This is a genomic window from Thermococcus sp. ES12 (assembly GCF_012027515.1).
Classification (GTDB): Archaea; Methanobacteriota_B; Thermococci; order Thermococcales; family Thermococcaceae; genus Thermococcus; species Thermococcus barossii.
On the sequence record NZ_SNUP01000001.1, the window covers coordinates 665,411 to 680,475 of the forward strand.

The following is a 15,065-nucleotide window of genomic DNA, read 5'->3' on the forward strand; positions in this document are numbered from 1 at the left end:
ATTTTAAGAAAAGGAAAACCAAAATCAACCCTTGGCGACACCCATCGGGCGCATTCTCGCGACGAGCTTTGCTATCCCTGCCTGATGGACGACGCTAACCACGTTGTCCACGCTCTTGTATGCGCCCGGCGCCTCCTCGGCAACGACCCTGAGCGAGGCGGCTCTAATGTAGATACCCTGCCTCATGAGTTCGTTCCTGAGCCTGTCTCCGCGGTACTGCCTCGTTGCGGCCTTCCTGCTGAGCAACCTACCGGCACCGTGACAGGTTGAACCGAAGCTCTCCCTCATCGAGCCCTCAGCTCCAGCCAGGACGTAGCTTGCCGTCCCCATCGAGCCCGGAATCAGAACCGGCTGGCCAACGTCACGGTAAGCCCTTGGCACATCGGGGTGGCCGGCCGGGAATGCCCTCGTCGCCCCCTTCCTGTGAACAACGACCTTGACTTTCTTCCCATCGACCTCGTGCTCCTCGACCTTGGCTATGTTGTGGGCGACGTCGTAGACGATGCTCATCTCCATGTCCTCCGCTTTACGCTTGAAGACCTCCTCGAAGCTCTCCCTGACCCAGTGGGTTATCATCTGCCTGTTGGCCCACGCGAAGTTGGCAGCGGCCTTCATCGCGCTGAAATAGCGCTGCCCTTCCTCGGTCTGGAAGGGAACGCTTACGAGCTCGCGGTCGGGCCACGGAACCCCGTACTTCCTGTTGGCCTTCTCCATTATCCTGAGGTAGTCGCTCGCCACCTGATGGCCGAGACCCCTTGAACCGGTGTGGACCATCACAACGACCTGTCCCTTAAAGAGACCGTAGGCTTTCGCTATCTCCTCGTCAAAGATTTTATCAACGACCTGAACCTCAAGGAAGTGGTTTCCAGAACCGAGAGAACCGAGCTGGGGTTCTCCGCGCTGCTTTGCCTTCTGGCTGACCGCGTTCGGGTCTGCACCCTCCATTCTGCCTCCTTCCTCCAGGTGCTCTAGGTCCTCCTTCCAGCCGTAGCCGTTGTCAACGGCCCACTTGGCACCGTCCGCCAATACATCGTCGAGCTGGGTCCAGTGGAGCCTCACGCGTCCCTTGCTTCCAAGCCCGCTCGGCACGTTTCTGAAGAGCGTATCGACGAGTTCCTTGATGTGGGGCCTTACCTCCTTCTCGGTCAGGTTCGTCCTTATGAGCCTGACGCCGCAGTTGATGTCGTATCCGACTCCTCCTGGGCTTATGACCCCCTCTTTAACGTCAAAGGCAGCTACCCCACCGATGGGGAAACCGTAGCCTTGGTGGCCATCGGGCATGACGATGGAGTACTTGTAGATGCCGGGGAGCATGGCTACGTTGGCCGCCTGCTCAAGCGTCCTGTCCCCACGCATCTTCTCGATGAGTTGGTCGTCAGCGTAAACCCTTCCCGGAACGCGCATTCTCTTGTCGAACTTCGGTATCTCCCAGCGTATTTTATCTATCCTCTTCAGCGGTACCATCCTCCCACCTCCGTTTTAGATTACCCTAACGTTATTTTAAGCTTTCGCGGGACGGAGCCATCACTCAAGTTTCAGCCTTCTCTCCTTTGGCACGTAATTGATAAGCCTGCCCTCCTTGGCCTTGGCGGAGCCGAGGTAGTAGGAGCGCCACCTGACGATGACCCAGCCGTGTAGGTCTTTGTCATTAATTTCAACGCTCTCCCCGGCCAGGTAGCGCTTGGCCCTCTCGTCGTCCAGCTCTACGACGTTCTTCGTCGCTTTAGGCCCGACGAGGAAGGAACCTTCTATGCTCAGCCTTATCCCGTCGCTCTCCACCCTGCCGAAGTAGACCCCCTGTCTGTCGGGCCCCCTGATCTCAAAGGAACAGGGCTTCCATGCGTAGACTTTATGATACCTTCCGCGTATCTCGTACATCAGCTCCGGTGCGTAGCCGTAGCTCTCCATGAGGAGCCTTTTGACGAGCTCGGCATCCGGGGTTTTCCCTATCTTGCTCCTCGGGTTCTCAGTCATCGGTATCACCCGGCTTCACGATTTTCGCTATGAAAAACGCCTCGGTGTCGTTGTCGTTGGGGTGTATGCGGAGGGCTTTCTTCAGCTCCTCCGAGTAAACCCTGCCCTCCCACTCTAAAACAGGCTCGCTGGTCTTCACCGGCAGGTTTATGCGCCCAAGCCTCGCGTCTGTCTTCCTCAGGAGGTAATCAACGACCTCCTCATTCTCAAGGGGGTCTATCGTACAGGTGGAGTAGACGAGCGTTCCACTGGGCTTGAGGGCCTGATAAGCCGCCAAAATTAGCCTCTTCTGGATGTTCATGTATTTGATGACGCCTTTAAGGCGCCAGCTCTCCAGGAACTTCCACCTCTTCCTTATCATTCCAACCGATGAGCACGGTGCGTCGAGCAGTATTCTGTCGAAGGTGTTTTCAAAACGGCCAAAGTATGCGCCGTCCTTGGTTGTTACACGTGTGTTCAAAACACCCATCCTGTTGAGGTTCGCTATGAGGACGTTGGCCCTGCTGAGCTTCGGGTCGTTGGCTATTACACAGCCCTCGTTCTCCATGTACTGGGCTATCTGGCCGGTCTTCGAGCCAGGTGCAGCTGCCATGTCCAGAACCAGCTCGCCAGGTTTGGGTTCAAGGACTACGGGGGGAATCATTGAACTCGCTTCCTGGCCAAATACCAGGCCCAAACTGTGCTCAGGCACCTTTGCGAGGTTGTCCACGTTTATAAAGAAGCCCTCCCGAACCCACGGAATTTGCTTCAGCTCAAACTCTTCCTTCAGGCGCTCTACCACAACTTCAAGAGGGGCCTTCAGCGTGTTCACCCTTATACTCTGTCTCAGCGGCCTGACTATGAACTCCCAGAATTCATCCGTGTCTTCAAGTTTCGAGTACCTCTCATAAAACTCCGGGTTTGCTTCTCTAATTCTATCCCTCGCGCTCATGTAACCACCTCATATGTCCGGCACGAGCTGGGCCATCCATCTCCCGTCGGGCAGCTGTTCGATTTTCATTTCGTGGTAGGTTATCGCCTTCACCTCCTCCTTCGGCTCATGCTTCTCATAGTCGAGAACCTCGCCGCAGGCCTTCGCCCTGAGCCGGTATCCCCCGACACTTTTTTCTATCTCGACTTCAACGTCCCCAAAGACCAGGCCCTCCACATCATGGAGCACCAGAAGCTCCTCAAGGAAGGAGTAGAGGAGCGCCTCAAGGTCCTCCTCTTCAACTTCAACCTCCCTGCATTCCCTTGTCTCCACTTTCCTTACGTCAACCATGACATCGAAGAGAGCCAGAGCAACGGCCTCGAAGGCCTCCTCCAGAGTTGAGCCGTATCCCCTAATTCCAACATCGGCCGTGTGTTCGTAGTGCTCCCAGGTTCTCATTTTAATCATCCCCAAGAAGTACAGCTTTTAGCCCCTCGGATATCGAGGCGTCGTAAAGCCTCCTGTCGGCTGTGTATAATCTCTCCGTCCCGGCGTATTTCGCCGAGGCTATCTGCAGGGCGTCCGCCTGGTAGAGATGGTACCTTTCAATAAGCTCCCATGCATCGGCCAAAATGAGGGAGTGCACCGGAACCACTTCCAGAATCCCCAGCCTCGTGAACCTCTTGACCTCTGCCAGAAAGCCTTTTTTGAGAAAGTTAAAGTCTTCCTCACTGAGCTCTCCACGTCTGAGCTTTTTGTCGAATACACCGAGCACCTCCCCTATGTTCCAGAAGCTGAAAGCCAGTTTCATCTCCCCCCTGTAGGCGTCCCTGAAAAGGTCTCTCACAACCTCGCTACCTTTCTCGCTTATGTACCTCTTCAGGATCGCACTACTGTCCAAGTAGACGCTTTTCCCGGCCATCTCTCATCTCCCTCAAGAGCTTTTCGGTGCTCTCCCCACCAACTTTCAGCGGTTCAAACCACAGGGGGACCTCGGAATCGTCAACGTCCCTGAGGACTTCGGTTATGAGGTAGTTCACGAGAGCCTCCTCCAGCAACTTGCTGACCTCGCTCTTCTCCCTCTGGGCGAGTTCCTTGAACTCCCCCCACAACTCTTCATCGATGTAAACGCTGGTCTTCACCTTGCCCATCATACCACCGTAGGTAATTACCGATTTAGGTATATAAATCCATCGAAACCGTTAATTAGACCGCCGTCGAAATGAAGCCCGGTGGTGACATGAGGGAGATAACACCTCGAAAAATAATCGAAATGAAGGGTAAGGAAAGGATAGCGATGGTAACAGCTTACGATTATCCCTCGGCGCTCATAGCCGACAGAGCAGGTATGGACATCATCTTCATCGGTGATTCCCTGGGGATGGTCGTCTACGGGGAAGAAAACACCTTAAACGTTACAATGGACCAGATGGTCTTCCACACGCGGGCGGTTTCCAGAGCGGTGAAGAGGGCGCTCGTTCTCGCTGACATGCCCTTCGGGAGCTACGAGATAGACACCGACGATGCCCTTAGAAACGCGGTAAGGCTTATCCAGGCCGGTGCAGATGCCGTGAAAATCGAGGGCGGCTACGACCACCGAAAGCTCGTGAAGAAGCTGGTTCGCATGGGTATTCCCGTCATGGGGCACACCGGCCTGACCCCTCAGCGTTACCTCCGCCTCGGTGGATACCGGCTGATGGGGGAAACCGAGGAGGAGATTGAGGAAATCCTCCGCGATGCAAGGGCTCTGGAAAAAGCCGGGGCTTTTGCAGTCGTTATCGAGTTCACGCTCGCTGACGTTGCGAGGCTGGTGACCGAAGAGGTCTCAATCCCCACGATAGGAATTGGGGCCGGGCCTTACGTTGACGGCCAGGTCCTCGTATGGCACGACCTCTTGGGGATCTATGAGAACACCCCACCATTCGTCAAGAAGTACGCGGACATAGGCGGCATGATAAGGCTGGCACTTGAAAACTACCGCGAGGAGGTAAAGAACGGCGCGTTCCCGGCGAGGGACCACTACTGGGAGTTTCTCGACAAGGACGACTTTCGGAGAAAAGCGGAGAGAGCCCTCGAAAGGCTCGGAGAGGATGAATAGATGCTGAGAGGCAGGAAAATCACAGTCATCATACCCGCGTACAATGAGGAGAAAAGACTCCCGGAGGTTCTCAGGAGGATTCCGGACTTCGTTGATGAGGTTATCGTCGTGGATGACGGCTCATGCGACGGGACTTGGGGGGTTGCCCTGAAATTCTCAGAGCGGGACGGGAGAATACGGGCTATCCGGCTTGATAGGAACTGTGGCAAGGGCTGTGCAATGCGGGAGGGCATAAAGCACGCCACGGGCGATGTTGTAATCTTCATGGATGCAGACGGTCAGCACAGGCCTGAGGAGATAGCAAAGCTCGTCGAGCCAATACTAGCCGGCGAGGCAGATCTTGTCATAGGGGCGAGGAAGGTCGAGGAAGCCGGGAAGAGGCCCCTTCACCGAAGGCTCAGCAACATAATAACAACGCGCCTCATCCGCCTCAAACTGCGGCAGTATGTCTACGACACCCAGAGCGGGTTCAGGGCCTTCAGAAGGGAATTTCTTCCCGAAGTAGAGAGCGACCGCTATGAGGTCGAGACGGAGATGTTGATAAAGGCCGCCAAGAAGGGGGCACGGATAAAGGAAGTGCCGGTGAGCATGATATACGACCCCTCGCGGGAGGGGCGCTTCGGCCCAAAGGATGTCCTCCGATTCATTAAAGCGCTGTTCCGGTTCTAAGTTCACTTTTTGTCCTCACCGCACCGAGAGTTCCCAAGGTTATCAGGGTAAAACCCACCGCATGGTAGAGTGTGAAACTCTCGCCGAGCATTATACTGAGACCTATGGCAACAGCTGGGGCGGGTGTTATTATCGCGGTGGCCTTTGAGAGGTTTATGAGCTTTATCGACCGGTACCAGACCAGCTGGCCAACGGCTATCACCAAGCCTTCAGCGATAACAAAGCGGGAGAACTCAAGACCTGTGGCGACCGCCAGTGGAAGGAGCAGAAGAAATCCGAAGGTGTTTCTCAGGGCCGCTATCGTGGGCGGGCTGTAGGGCAGTTTCTTGGCTATAACGTGACCAAGTTGCCAGAAGAGAGGAACCAGGAAAAGCAGGAAATCCCCGAGATGGAGCTCCATTGAACGTCCTTGAAGTATCACGACCACCAATCCAGCCAGTATGGTGGCGGAGTAACCAACCAGCCTCCGCGTTATTTTCTCCCCGAGAAAGAGCCATGAGAGGAAGAACGAGAAGAGCACCTCACTTCGCGTTATCAATGCCGCGTTTATTGCAGTACTCATCCGTGCACCAAAGGAATATGCCAGGTAAGCTAGTGCCGTTCCGAAGAGACCCATAAGGAAGGCCTTCTTCAGCCCGCTTCTCTCTTTCTCAATCTCTTTCCACCCACCGCTCCAGAGAAGGCTTCCCCAGAGGAAACCCGATGCCACGAGGGCGGAGAAGGCGGCAAAGCTTATGGGATTTGAGGGGTTGGACTTTATTACAACCGGTTCAAGACCATAGATGAATGTTCCGGCGACTGCAAAGAGCGTCCCCAGGGTTTCACGTCTCATGCTTCCTCCTCTGGCATTCATCTTAAAAAATCCTCGTAAAAATCTTCGGGTTTGACCCAGATTTCTATAGCCAAGCAGAGCGCGAGTAAGGCTTCTCCATATCTTGGATTTTGTCCAAGATGGTGGGCAGACTCCAGATTGTAGGGACATACGTAACAAAAAAGAATAAAATTAAAACTTAAAGTCACAAGATTTAAATACTGCAATAACAAGATTATAATGGGTGAATTTGGGTGGCGGCGATAACTATGGGGCCCCTCACGATAAAGAGGATAGAGGCGCTCGGATTCACAGTTCTAATCGTTGGTGCAATCCTCCTAGCCGCCACCCTGTGGGGAGTCTCATACAGGTTCCAGGAGAACATCGTAATACCCACTGACGGGTACTACGCATACAAGCTGGACGGCTATGAGTGGAGCGTGATACAGTTCTCCGTGAAGTCGGATAAGCCGGTGACGGTGTGCATAACGGATGACGTGGGCTTTAGAATCATGAAATCAGGCGATGGGGCACTGTGTCTGTTCAAGGTAGATGGTACCACTAAAGTTGATAAAATCTGGCGGTTTCCGAAGAACGGCCCACTCTACATGGTGATAATCCCCGACTCAAGCGGTGGCCCCGTTTCGATTTCCCTTCGCTTGAAGGGTGGCCTGATTCTGTGGTGAGTTGCAATGGACAAAACCATTCTGATGGCGCTTTCACTTGAAAACCGGCCGTTTAGAAGTGAAGGAGGATTATGGAGCCGGGAGCGGGATTTGAACCCGCGACCTGCGGATTACGAGTCCGCCGCCCTGCCGAGCTAGGCTACCCCGGCACCCGATGTTAAGGTTCACGGGAAGTTTATAAGTTTTTCTCAGGGGGCTGTGAGAAGTCCGTTTATAATCTCCAGCCACCTATCGGGATTGGCAGCCACTATGAGAACGATTACCGCAAGGAGGAAATTCACCACAGTTACCTTCCGCAGGGAGGCTATCTCCAGATTGTAGATGGTCTCTGGAATCCGGGTTGTTCTCCCGTCGGTAACTTTGGATATAAAAGCGCCGAGTACTATGCCCGCCAGAACGTCGTAGACCCAGTGGTGGCCCAGAAAGACCGTTGCGAAGGGTATCAGCGTGTTCACCAGTATAAGGGTCTTGCCACCGAGCTCTTTCCTGTATCGCCAGAGGGTCGCGATGTTTATCGTTATGATTGTGTTGTGAAGGGAGGGGAGGACGAACTCCTGCCTCGTCAGGAGCGTGTTCGACGAATTGTATCCGGGCAAGTTGTAGACTATATGGGGTGCATATATGTGGAAGATGAGATATATTAAACCTGCCACGGCGTAGGCCATCAGATAGCGAATGAACAGTTCATCTGAGGCCTTGAGGTCTTTCTTGTAGATGAGCAGATACACAACTATAAGGGCTATGGAGCCCGAGAAGCCCAGATAGTAAACAACCGTGAAGAGCGAGTACAGTGGGGGAATGGCCTTCGTGAACTCAACGAGGCCCACAACAAAGTCTCTGGACGTTAAGGGTAGCCTGAGGAACTCGGGGGTCACATCAACGCTCCAGCGGCCAATAATGCCGTACAGAACCCCAAAGGCTATCCACCCAAAGTAGCTGAGGAAGAACGCGTTGAGCCGCACGAGCACCTCCGGGTCCTGAAGGCGGCGCTGGAGCAGGTTCATAACTTTTACCTCCGGGTAGTCAAACCTTTAATTCCGCATTCTTGAACACACTATCGCCTTAGACTCCAACCCTTAAAAACCTTACACTCGAATAACAGGTGGTGAGAACATGCGGATACCAAACTATGGGGAAATAAGGGCCCAAACGGTTCTTTTCGACCTCAACGGGACACTTGGAGAAAGTGGCCGTGTGGACGAGGAGACCAAACATCTCCTGGAGAGGCTTGCGGACAAGTACACGGTCGTCGTTTTGAGCGCCGACACATTTGGAACGCTGGAAGAGGAATTCAGAGGGCTTCCCGTGCGGATAGAACGGGTTTCAAGCGGTGCCGAGAAGGATGAGATAGCGAGGGGTTACGAGCCCTACATAGCGGTGGGTAACGGAAACAACGACGTTGCCATGCTTGAGGGGGCAGAGCTGGCCTTCTGCGTTGTTGGGCCGGAGGGGGCAACAATTGATGCGCTCCTCGCGAGCGACGTAGTGGTAAAGGACGTTAAGGACGCAATAGCAATGCTTCTCGACGAGAGGAAGCTGATAGCGACGCTCAGAGGGTGAGTTATGGGATACAGAACGCTGAAGGGAATCGGAACGGCGGAGCTAATTATTAAAAAGTCGGTCTTCATAGGCTACGCCTCGCCGGCGGATACCGAGGAAGACGCCAGGGCGTTCATAGCGAAGATAAAGGCCCACCACAGCGATGCAACGCACAACGTCTCCGCCTACCTAATCAACGATGGGAAGAACTTCGCGGTTCGCTATGATGACGACGGCGAGCCGAAAGGCTCGGCCGGAAAGCCGGTTCTCAAAGTCATCCAGAACAAAGGGCTGAGCAACGTCGTCATCGTCGTCACCCGCTACTTCGGCGGGATAAAGCTCGGCTACGGCGGCCTCGTCAAGGCCTACAGCGATGCGGCAAGCCTTGCCGTTGAAAACGCGGGGATAGTTGAGGTCTATGAAATGGAACACTTTGAGGTTACCCTTCCATACAGCTTTTTTCACACAGTTAGAGAAACGATCAAAAAGGCAGGGGGAAGGGTCGTCGGGGAGAACTACGACGAAGTGGTAACCTTCACCGTCGAAACGAGGAAGGGCGAGGCCGAGAGACTGATGGAGCTTTTGAGGGAGCGGACGATGGGCAGGGCGCGGCTGAGAAGGCTCTTCATGGCTCCCTTCGAGGGGAACCTTTAAATTTACATGCCATGTAATTTACATGGGGTGTAAAAATCGGAGTCAGTCTTCTCTGTTCTCTGACGGGAAGTCCTTCAAGATCTTCTCCAATACCCTTATAGCCATCCACTTGTCAAGGAACTCGTTGAAGGTGCCGCACCTCGGAGAGAGGGTGCAGACAGGGCATCCATCCCTGCACGAGCAGGAGCTGAGGTGTTCAAGGCTCTTTTCCATCAGCCTCTCGGCATTCTCGTACAGTATTGCCGCCAGACCCGCACCGCCTTCGTTGCCGTCGTAGATGAAGACAACCGGCCTCCCTGCGTGCGGCAGGCCTGGAAAGCTCGCGTAACTGTAGCCCCCAAGCTCCCTGCTGTCCACGTAGGTGAATATGGGGGCAATCTTTATCAGATTGTGTTCTATTGCATGGAGCGCCGAGCCGATTCCGTCCTTGCTGTCAACCATCTTCTTTATCGCGAAGGCCAGCCCATCATCCCGCACTCCGAGCCTCTGAAGGGCGTCGCCGATGGCCTTTCTTATGACGTGAGTTGTCGTCCCAAGGTAGAGGGGGAAGAGCTTTCTCCTGTCTAGATTGCTGTACAGGGTGAAGGCGAGGTCTTCGAACCCCTTTTTGGCGGCCACTCCAAAGAACTCCCTGAATTCTTCACCTGCAACCTCCCTTATCGAATCCGGAAAGACGAGCCAGATTCCCTCGGTCTCAAACTCCCGGACGTGGGGCTCCTCAAACTCCACCTTAGCGAATTTTTCCCAGTTGAGGATTGAGAAGTCCTCATCGGCATTGATACTCTTCCCTCTCACCGGGGAGTGTATCTCACCCCGCAGGACACCGTCCTCCTTCAGCCTAATCAGTTCGGCGACGTAGTTTCCAACGTCGCTGCCCTTAATGGCGAACCCGGTGTAGATGTGCCTGACCCTCAGCCGGCCGAGATGAATCTCAACTCCCATGTGGATCTTCTCCTCCCTGCTCTCCAGTATCTCGACCTCCTCCCTCTTGGCCGCGAGGGTCTCAACGTCCCATAGCCTGTTGAGGGGCCTCGCGAAGACGAAGTGGAACTTTCCGAGGCTGAGCCTTTCCCCTGCCATGTATAGGTCTCCCCTCGAAAAGTAGGCCATTCCCGGGAGGAGCGAGCGGTGGTACTCGGCCGAATCGACCTCCTCCACGATGTAGCCCTTGAGCTTGAGCCAGTTTATGAAGTTGAGGAGCTCCCTGAGCGAGGACTTCTCCATCAGCTTCCCCCTTATCCATGGCTCGTCCTTGACGAGGAAGAACGTCTCGTCGCTCGCCGTCCTCAGTGAGGAATAGCTTAGAGCAGGCCTTCTTAGCCGCAGCTCAAGCTTTCCGGTGAGGGGGTTCTTCCTCAGGTCTGCCTTCCGCTCGATGACGAGCCTCTCGGCGATTCTCCTCTCGAACTCGGTGAGCTCCTCCCACTCCACCACTCCCAGCTCCGTGAGGAGGTAGTGGATGTGCTTCTCCGCTATGCGCTCATTTTCGATGTTCACGGGCATGTATTCGATTATTCCCCTCTCAAGCTTCTCAACGAGCTCGTCGAAGTGCTCCCTGTAATAGTAGTCGAGGCCGTTCTTTCTGAGGACTATTGCGTTTAGGGCCTCCCTGTCGGCCTTTCTTCCGGCCCTGCCGAAGCGCTGTATCAGGGAGAAGAGGCCGTCCGGAGGGATACCGTAGTTCACGACGGCGTCGAGGTCACCTATGTCTATGCCAAGCTCAAGGGCGTTGGTGGTGAGCAGAGCGAGGAGCTTCCCCTCCTTGAAGTCCTGCTCTATCTCCCAGCGGACGTTCTTCGGCAGGGTTCCCTTGTAGGTGCTCGTTCTGTGAAATGCCGGCGAACCGAGGAGGAAGCGGAGGAGCTTTTCGGTACCCTTTCTGCTATCGAAGAAGACCAGAGTCTTGATGCCCTCATCCACGAGCCTCTCGATGACGCTCCTCATCAGCTGCCTCTCGTCGAGGTTCCTCGGCTCGAAGAGGACGAGATACCTCCTTGGAAAGGGATTCGTGGCACCGCTCACCGCCTCGAACTCCCTTCTGAAGAGCCTTTCCGCGAACTCCTTGGGGTTTCTCAGCGTCGCCGAAAGAGTTATGAGCTGGGGCCTTGCTCCCAGACGTTTAAGCCGGAAGTCCAGCCGTCTGAAGAGGTATGCCGCGTTGCTCCCGAAGACGCCGCGATAGACGTGGAGCTCGTCAACCACCACGTAGCGGAGGTTCCGCAGGAGCCACTCGTAGTTCCGCCATCTCCGCAGAATGTTGTAGTGGAGCATATCCGGGGTTGTGAAGATAACCCTCGGCCTCTCCCTGAGGATTTGCCGCCTCTCCTCCCAGGGCACGTCTCCTGTGAGGACTCTCGCGCTCACTCGCTTCCCGATGAGGCGGTAAAGCACGAGGTTCTGGAGCGAGAACTTTTCGAGCTGGTTGTTTATGAGGGCCCTCGTGGGATAGATGAGCAGGTATGTCGCGCGGGGATTCGAGAGGTATGAGTCGAAAATCGCCAGCCGGAATATCTCGCTCTTTCCGCTGGCGGTTGGAGTCGTCACGACGATGTTTTTCCCCGAGTAGAGCCTCTCAAGTGCCTCAACCTGGTGGCGGTAGAGGGTGAAGCCGAGCTCTTCGAGGAGTCCATTCACCTCTGGGTTGTTGAACCGGAACTCGGCGAATTCACCCGGCTCGGGAGGGAAGACGTGAACCCTCGCCATCTCGGACTTGAAGGATTTGAGGGTCTCGAAGAGGGACATGGGAATAAATTGGAAAGGGGGCTAAAAAACGTAAGGGTCATCCGCTGCTTCCGGAGCTCGTGTCAGCGGGGCCGGGTTTCTTCGTTGCCATCGCCGAGTAGGCAATCCCAAAGCCCTCGATGAGGATTTTCCTCGCCTTTTCGAGCTCACCCTGGGAGGCGAGCGATTCCGCGCTCTCCACCTTTCCGATGACGAGGGCCCTGGTGGCGTCGTCCCCTATCCCCCTCGACAGGGCTTTTAGCCGGGATACCGAGAGGCTCAGTGCCTTGAGCTCGTCCGCCTCCATGACGCTGCAGTTCGAGCAGGGCAGACTCCCGTTGGAGGCATCGACGAGCGTGGGATACACGTAGACCGAGCGGCCGTAGCCCGTGGCCGATGCCATCTTGTTCGTCAGGCCGCTCTTCTCGTGGATGGCATTGACGAGGTCGTGGTGCGGGAGGGCAAAGACGATGGCGTTTTCATCGCTCTGAAGGACGTAGAGTATCGAGCCCTCGTCCCAGCCGTCGAGGAGGTAGAGGTCGCCCTTGACCCTGTACCCCCCGTCAATTATCCAGTTCAGCACCGTCTCAGACGTCTCCGCACGGTCTTCGCCGGCTATCCTCGTGACCTTTATTCCCCTGGCGTTGAGGTTCTCGGCGTAGTCCCCAGGAACCGCCACCGGGCCGCCTATGATAATGACCTCGCCCGGGGCCAGGGAGAGAACCTTTTGAACAACGCTATCGTCGAACCTGCCCCAGGGGGATGTGATTATTTCCGCCCCTGTAGCGGAGGAGACCGCCCTGGCCGCCGCGTAATCCGCCGGGTTGTCGCTGACCAGAATGATCCGGCCAGCGCTGGCCCTCACAGGCCACCAGAAAGCGCCGCCAATAATCAGGAAGGCGACGAAAATGGAGAGTGGTTTCAGACCCATCATAAAGTTCCCTTCCCAACGTGTAAGGCGTCAGAGTATAAAAGGGCTCCGAATGAGGAAGAATTCACCCGGCGGGCATCGTGGTAACCTTTTAAAACCCTCTCCCTCAGCCTAACCCGGTGGTGGGAATGAGGATAGCGGTCATCGATTACGACAGGTGTAACCCTGACAAGTGCGGTAACTTCCTGTGCGAGCGGGTTTGTCCCGTCAACCGAATGGGTGGAGAGGCGATAATCATAGACGAGGAGAACTACCGGCCGGTGATTCAGGAGGCGAGCTGTACCGGCTGTGGGATATGTGTGCATAAGTGCCCCTTCAACGCGATAACCATAGTGAACCTCCCGGAGGAGCTTGAGGAGGGCTGCGTGCACCGCTACGGCGTGAACGCCTTCGTCCTCTACCGCCTCCCCGTGGTCAAGGACGGAATGGTCGTTGGCATACTCGGACCGAACGGAACCGGTAAGACAACGGCCGTTAAAATCCTCGCGGGCCAGCTCCTGCCGAACCTCTGCGGCGACAACGAGAGCTGGGACAACGTGATCAGAGCCTTCCGGGGCAACGAGCTCCAGACCTACTTCGAGAGGCTGAAGAACGGCGAAATCAGACCTGTGGTGAAGCCCCAGTACGTTGATCTGATCCCCAAGGCCGTTAAGGGCAAGGCCAGGGATCTGCTCAGGAGGGCTGACGAGCTAGGGGCGTTCGACGATGTTGTCAGGGAGCTTGAGCTTGAGAACGTCCTCGACAGGGATATAAAACACCTCTCCGGCGGTGAGTTGCAGAGGGTTGCGATAGCCGCGGCCATACTAAGGAAGGCCCACTTCTACTTCTTCGACGAGCCCTCGAGCTACCTCGACATAAGGCAGCGCCTGAAGGTGGCGAGGATAATCCGGAAGCTGGCAGATTCCGGAAAGTCCGTCCTCACGGTGGAGCACGACCTGGCGGTGCTCGACTACCTGAGCGACGTGATTCACGTCGTCTACGGCAAGCCCGGGGCGTACGGTATATTCTCCCAGCCGAAGGGCACGCGCAACGGGATAAACGAGTTCCTACGCGGCTACCTTAGGGACGAAAACGTCCGCTTCAGGCCCTACGAGATAAGGTTCACAAAATCCAGCGAGAGGCAGAGCCAGGCGAATGACGTGCTCGTCCAGTACCCGCGCCTCGTGAAGGACTACGGGGGCTTCAAGCTTGAGGTCGAGCCGGGGGAGCTCTACATGGGCGAGGTGGTGAGCATAGTTGGGCCAAACGGTATCGGCAAGACAACCTTCGTGAAGATGCTGGCCGGCGTGGAGGAGCCGACCAAGGGCGAAGTGGACTGGGAGCTCAAGGTCTCCTACAAGCCCCAGTACATCAAGGCCGACTACGAGGGCACGGTTTACGAGCTTCTGAGCAGGATTGACGCGGCAAAGCTTCTCAACAGCTTCTACAAGACCGAACTGCTCAACCCCCTCGGAATCCCCGACCTCTACGACAAGCAGGTGAACGAGCTTTCGGGCGGTGAGCTTCAGCGCGTTGCCATAACGGCGGCTTTGATAAGGGATGCTGATCTTTACCTCCTCGACGAGCCCTCCGCTTACCTCGACGTCGAGCAGCGCTTGGCCGTTTCGAGGGCGATAAGGCACCTGATGGAGAAGGAAGGCAAGACCGCCCTGGTGGTCGAGCACGACGTGCTGATGATAGACTACATCAGCGACAGGCTGATGGTCTTCGAGGGCGAGCCAGGGAGGCACGGAAGGGCCCTTCCGCCGATGGGGATGAGAGAAGGCATGAACCGCTTCCTGGCGTCGGTGGGGATAACCTTCCGCCGCGACCCCGAGACGGGAAGGCCGAGGGCCAACAAAGAGGGGAGCGTGAAGGACAGGGAGCAGAAGGAGATGGGCGAGTACTACTACGTCTCTGCCTGAATAGGCCCACTGTTCCTTTTCCATACTCGTATATACCAGCTGGCCCTTCTCCTTTCCAGGTAAACCCAAATAAACGTTGACTAACGTTTTTTAACGGTGAAACCCGAAAATGCCTGAAAAAAGCATTCGAATTAAACAAACGTGAATCTACGCAGACAATTTCGTGAA

The 15,065-nt window shown here is 55.6% G+C and carries 16 protein-coding genes and 1 tRNA gene; 6 read left to right on the forward strand and 11 right to left on the reverse strand.

All coding sequences use genetic code 11. The features are described from left to right. Positions 1 to 24: 24 nt before the first annotated feature. Genes E3E37_RS03725 through E3E37_RS03750 form a run of 6 tightly spaced genes read right to left on the reverse strand, consistent with a single transcriptional unit; the run spans position 25 to position 4,035 of the window. Positions 25 to 1,464, reverse strand: a complete 1,440-nt coding sequence (locus E3E37_RS03725; RefSeq protein ID WP_167714928.1) for an RtcB family protein — start codon at positions 1,462 to 1,464, stop codon at positions 25 to 27. Between the two features lie 60 nt (positions 1,465 to 1,524). Next, entirely contained in the window at positions 1,525 to 1,974 is a 450-nt protein-coding gene (locus E3E37_RS03730; protein ID WP_167714929.1) for a hypothetical protein, read from the reverse strand. After that, positions 1,967 to 2,905, reverse strand: a complete 939-nt coding sequence (locus E3E37_RS03735; RefSeq protein WP_167714932.1) for a tRNA (cytosine(49)-C(5))-methyltransferase — start codon at positions 2,903 to 2,905, stop codon at positions 1,967 to 1,969. The genes E3E37_RS03730 and E3E37_RS03735 overlap by 8 nt, the downstream gene beginning before the upstream one ends. A 9-nt stretch (positions 2,906 to 2,914) precedes the next feature. Continuing rightward, positions 2,915 to 3,343: an archease gene (locus E3E37_RS03740; RefSeq protein WP_167715392.1), complete on the reverse strand. Its 429-nt coding sequence runs from the start codon at positions 3,341 to 3,343 to the stop codon at positions 2,915 to 2,917. A gap of 1 nt (position 3,344) precedes the next feature. Next, the gene (locus E3E37_RS03745) at positions 3,345 to 3,806 is read right to left on the reverse strand and encodes a type II toxin-antitoxin system VapC family toxin (protein ID WP_167714933.1); all 462 of its coding nucleotides are present in this window, start codon (positions 3,804 to 3,806) and stop codon (positions 3,345 to 3,347) included. Further along, complete coding sequence (locus tag E3E37_RS03750) at positions 3,775 to 4,035, reverse strand: ribbon-helix-helix protein, CopG family (RefSeq protein WP_167714935.1); 261 nt, start codon at positions 4,033 to 4,035, stop codon at positions 3,775 to 3,777. Before E3E37_RS03750 ends, E3E37_RS03745 begins: the two co-directional genes overlap by 32 nt. 89 nt (positions 4,036 to 4,124) lie before the next feature. Here E3E37_RS03750 and panB point away from each other — a divergent pair, with 89 nt between their 5' ends. Continuing rightward, a complete protein-coding gene (panB, locus tag E3E37_RS03755) occupies positions 4,125 to 4,982 on the forward strand; it encodes a 3-methyl-2-oxobutanoate hydroxymethyltransferase (RefSeq protein WP_167715395.1) in 858 nt (285 codons plus the stop codon). Next, on the forward strand, positions 4,983 to 5,651 hold the full coding sequence (locus E3E37_RS03760; RefSeq protein ID WP_167714937.1) for a glycosyltransferase family 2 protein: 669 nt from the start codon (positions 4,983 to 4,985) through the stop codon (positions 5,649 to 5,651). Here E3E37_RS03760 and E3E37_RS03765 read toward each other — a convergent pair. After that, entirely contained in the window at positions 5,629 to 6,483 is an 855-nt protein-coding gene (locus tag E3E37_RS03765; protein ID WP_167714940.1) for a DMT family transporter, read from the reverse strand. The genes E3E37_RS03760 and E3E37_RS03765 overlap by 23 nt on opposite strands. Positions 6,484 to 6,716: 233 nt before the next feature. On the opposite strand from E3E37_RS03765, the gene E3E37_RS03770 reads away from it, so the two are divergent. After that, entirely contained in the window at positions 6,717 to 7,148 is a 432-nt protein-coding gene (locus tag E3E37_RS03770; protein ID WP_371731676.1) for a hypothetical protein, read from the forward strand. Between the two features lie 72 nt (positions 7,149 to 7,220). Here the strand turns inward: E3E37_RS03770 and E3E37_RS03775 are convergent. Both E3E37_RS03775 and E3E37_RS03780 read right to left on the reverse strand, forming a co-directional pair. Next, positions 7,221 to 7,297: transfer RNA gene (locus E3E37_RS03775), tRNA-Thr, on the reverse strand. 39 nt (positions 7,298 to 7,336) lie between these two features. After that, positions 7,337 to 8,152 (reverse strand): phosphatase PAP2 family protein, encoded by an 816-nt coding sequence (locus tag E3E37_RS03780; RefSeq protein ID WP_167714942.1) that lies wholly within the window; start codon positions 8,150 to 8,152, stop codon positions 7,337 to 7,339. A 109-nt stretch (positions 8,153 to 8,261) separates the two neighbouring features. Between E3E37_RS03780 and E3E37_RS03785 the strand changes: the two genes are divergently transcribed. Together E3E37_RS03785 and E3E37_RS03790 are read left to right on the forward strand one after the other, a co-directional pair. Beyond that, on the forward strand, positions 8,262 to 8,708 hold the full coding sequence (locus E3E37_RS03785) for an HAD family hydrolase (protein WP_167714944.1): 447 nt from the start codon (positions 8,262 to 8,264) through the stop codon (positions 8,706 to 8,708). Between the two features lie 3 nt (positions 8,709 to 8,711). Further along, complete coding sequence (locus tag E3E37_RS03790; protein ID WP_167714946.1) at positions 8,712 to 9,341, forward strand: YigZ family protein; 630 nt, start codon at positions 8,712 to 8,714, stop codon at positions 9,339 to 9,341. A 42-nt stretch (positions 9,342 to 9,383) separates the two neighbouring features. Here E3E37_RS03790 and E3E37_RS03795 read toward each other — a convergent pair whose 3' ends face one another. Continuing rightward, positions 9,384 to 12,083, reverse strand: a complete 2,700-nt coding sequence (locus E3E37_RS03795) for a DEAD/DEAH box helicase (protein WP_167714948.1) — start codon at positions 12,081 to 12,083, stop codon at positions 9,384 to 9,386. A 37-nt stretch (positions 12,084 to 12,120) separates the two neighbouring features. Continuing rightward, positions 12,121 to 12,996 carry a cell wall-binding repeat-containing protein gene (locus E3E37_RS03800; RefSeq protein ID WP_167714950.1) on the reverse strand — a complete coding sequence of 292 codons (876 nt, stop codon included), beginning with the start codon at positions 12,994 to 12,996 and terminating at the stop codon, positions 12,121 to 12,123. Between the two features lie 125 nt (positions 12,997 to 13,121). On the opposite strand from E3E37_RS03800, the gene E3E37_RS03805 reads away from it, so the two are divergent. Further along, positions 13,122 to 14,897 (forward strand): ribosome biogenesis/translation initiation ATPase RLI, encoded by a 1,776-nt coding sequence (locus E3E37_RS03805; protein ID WP_167715400.1) that lies wholly within the window; start codon positions 13,122 to 13,124, stop codon positions 14,895 to 14,897. The last annotated feature ends 168 nt before the right edge of the window (positions 14,898 to 15,065 follow it).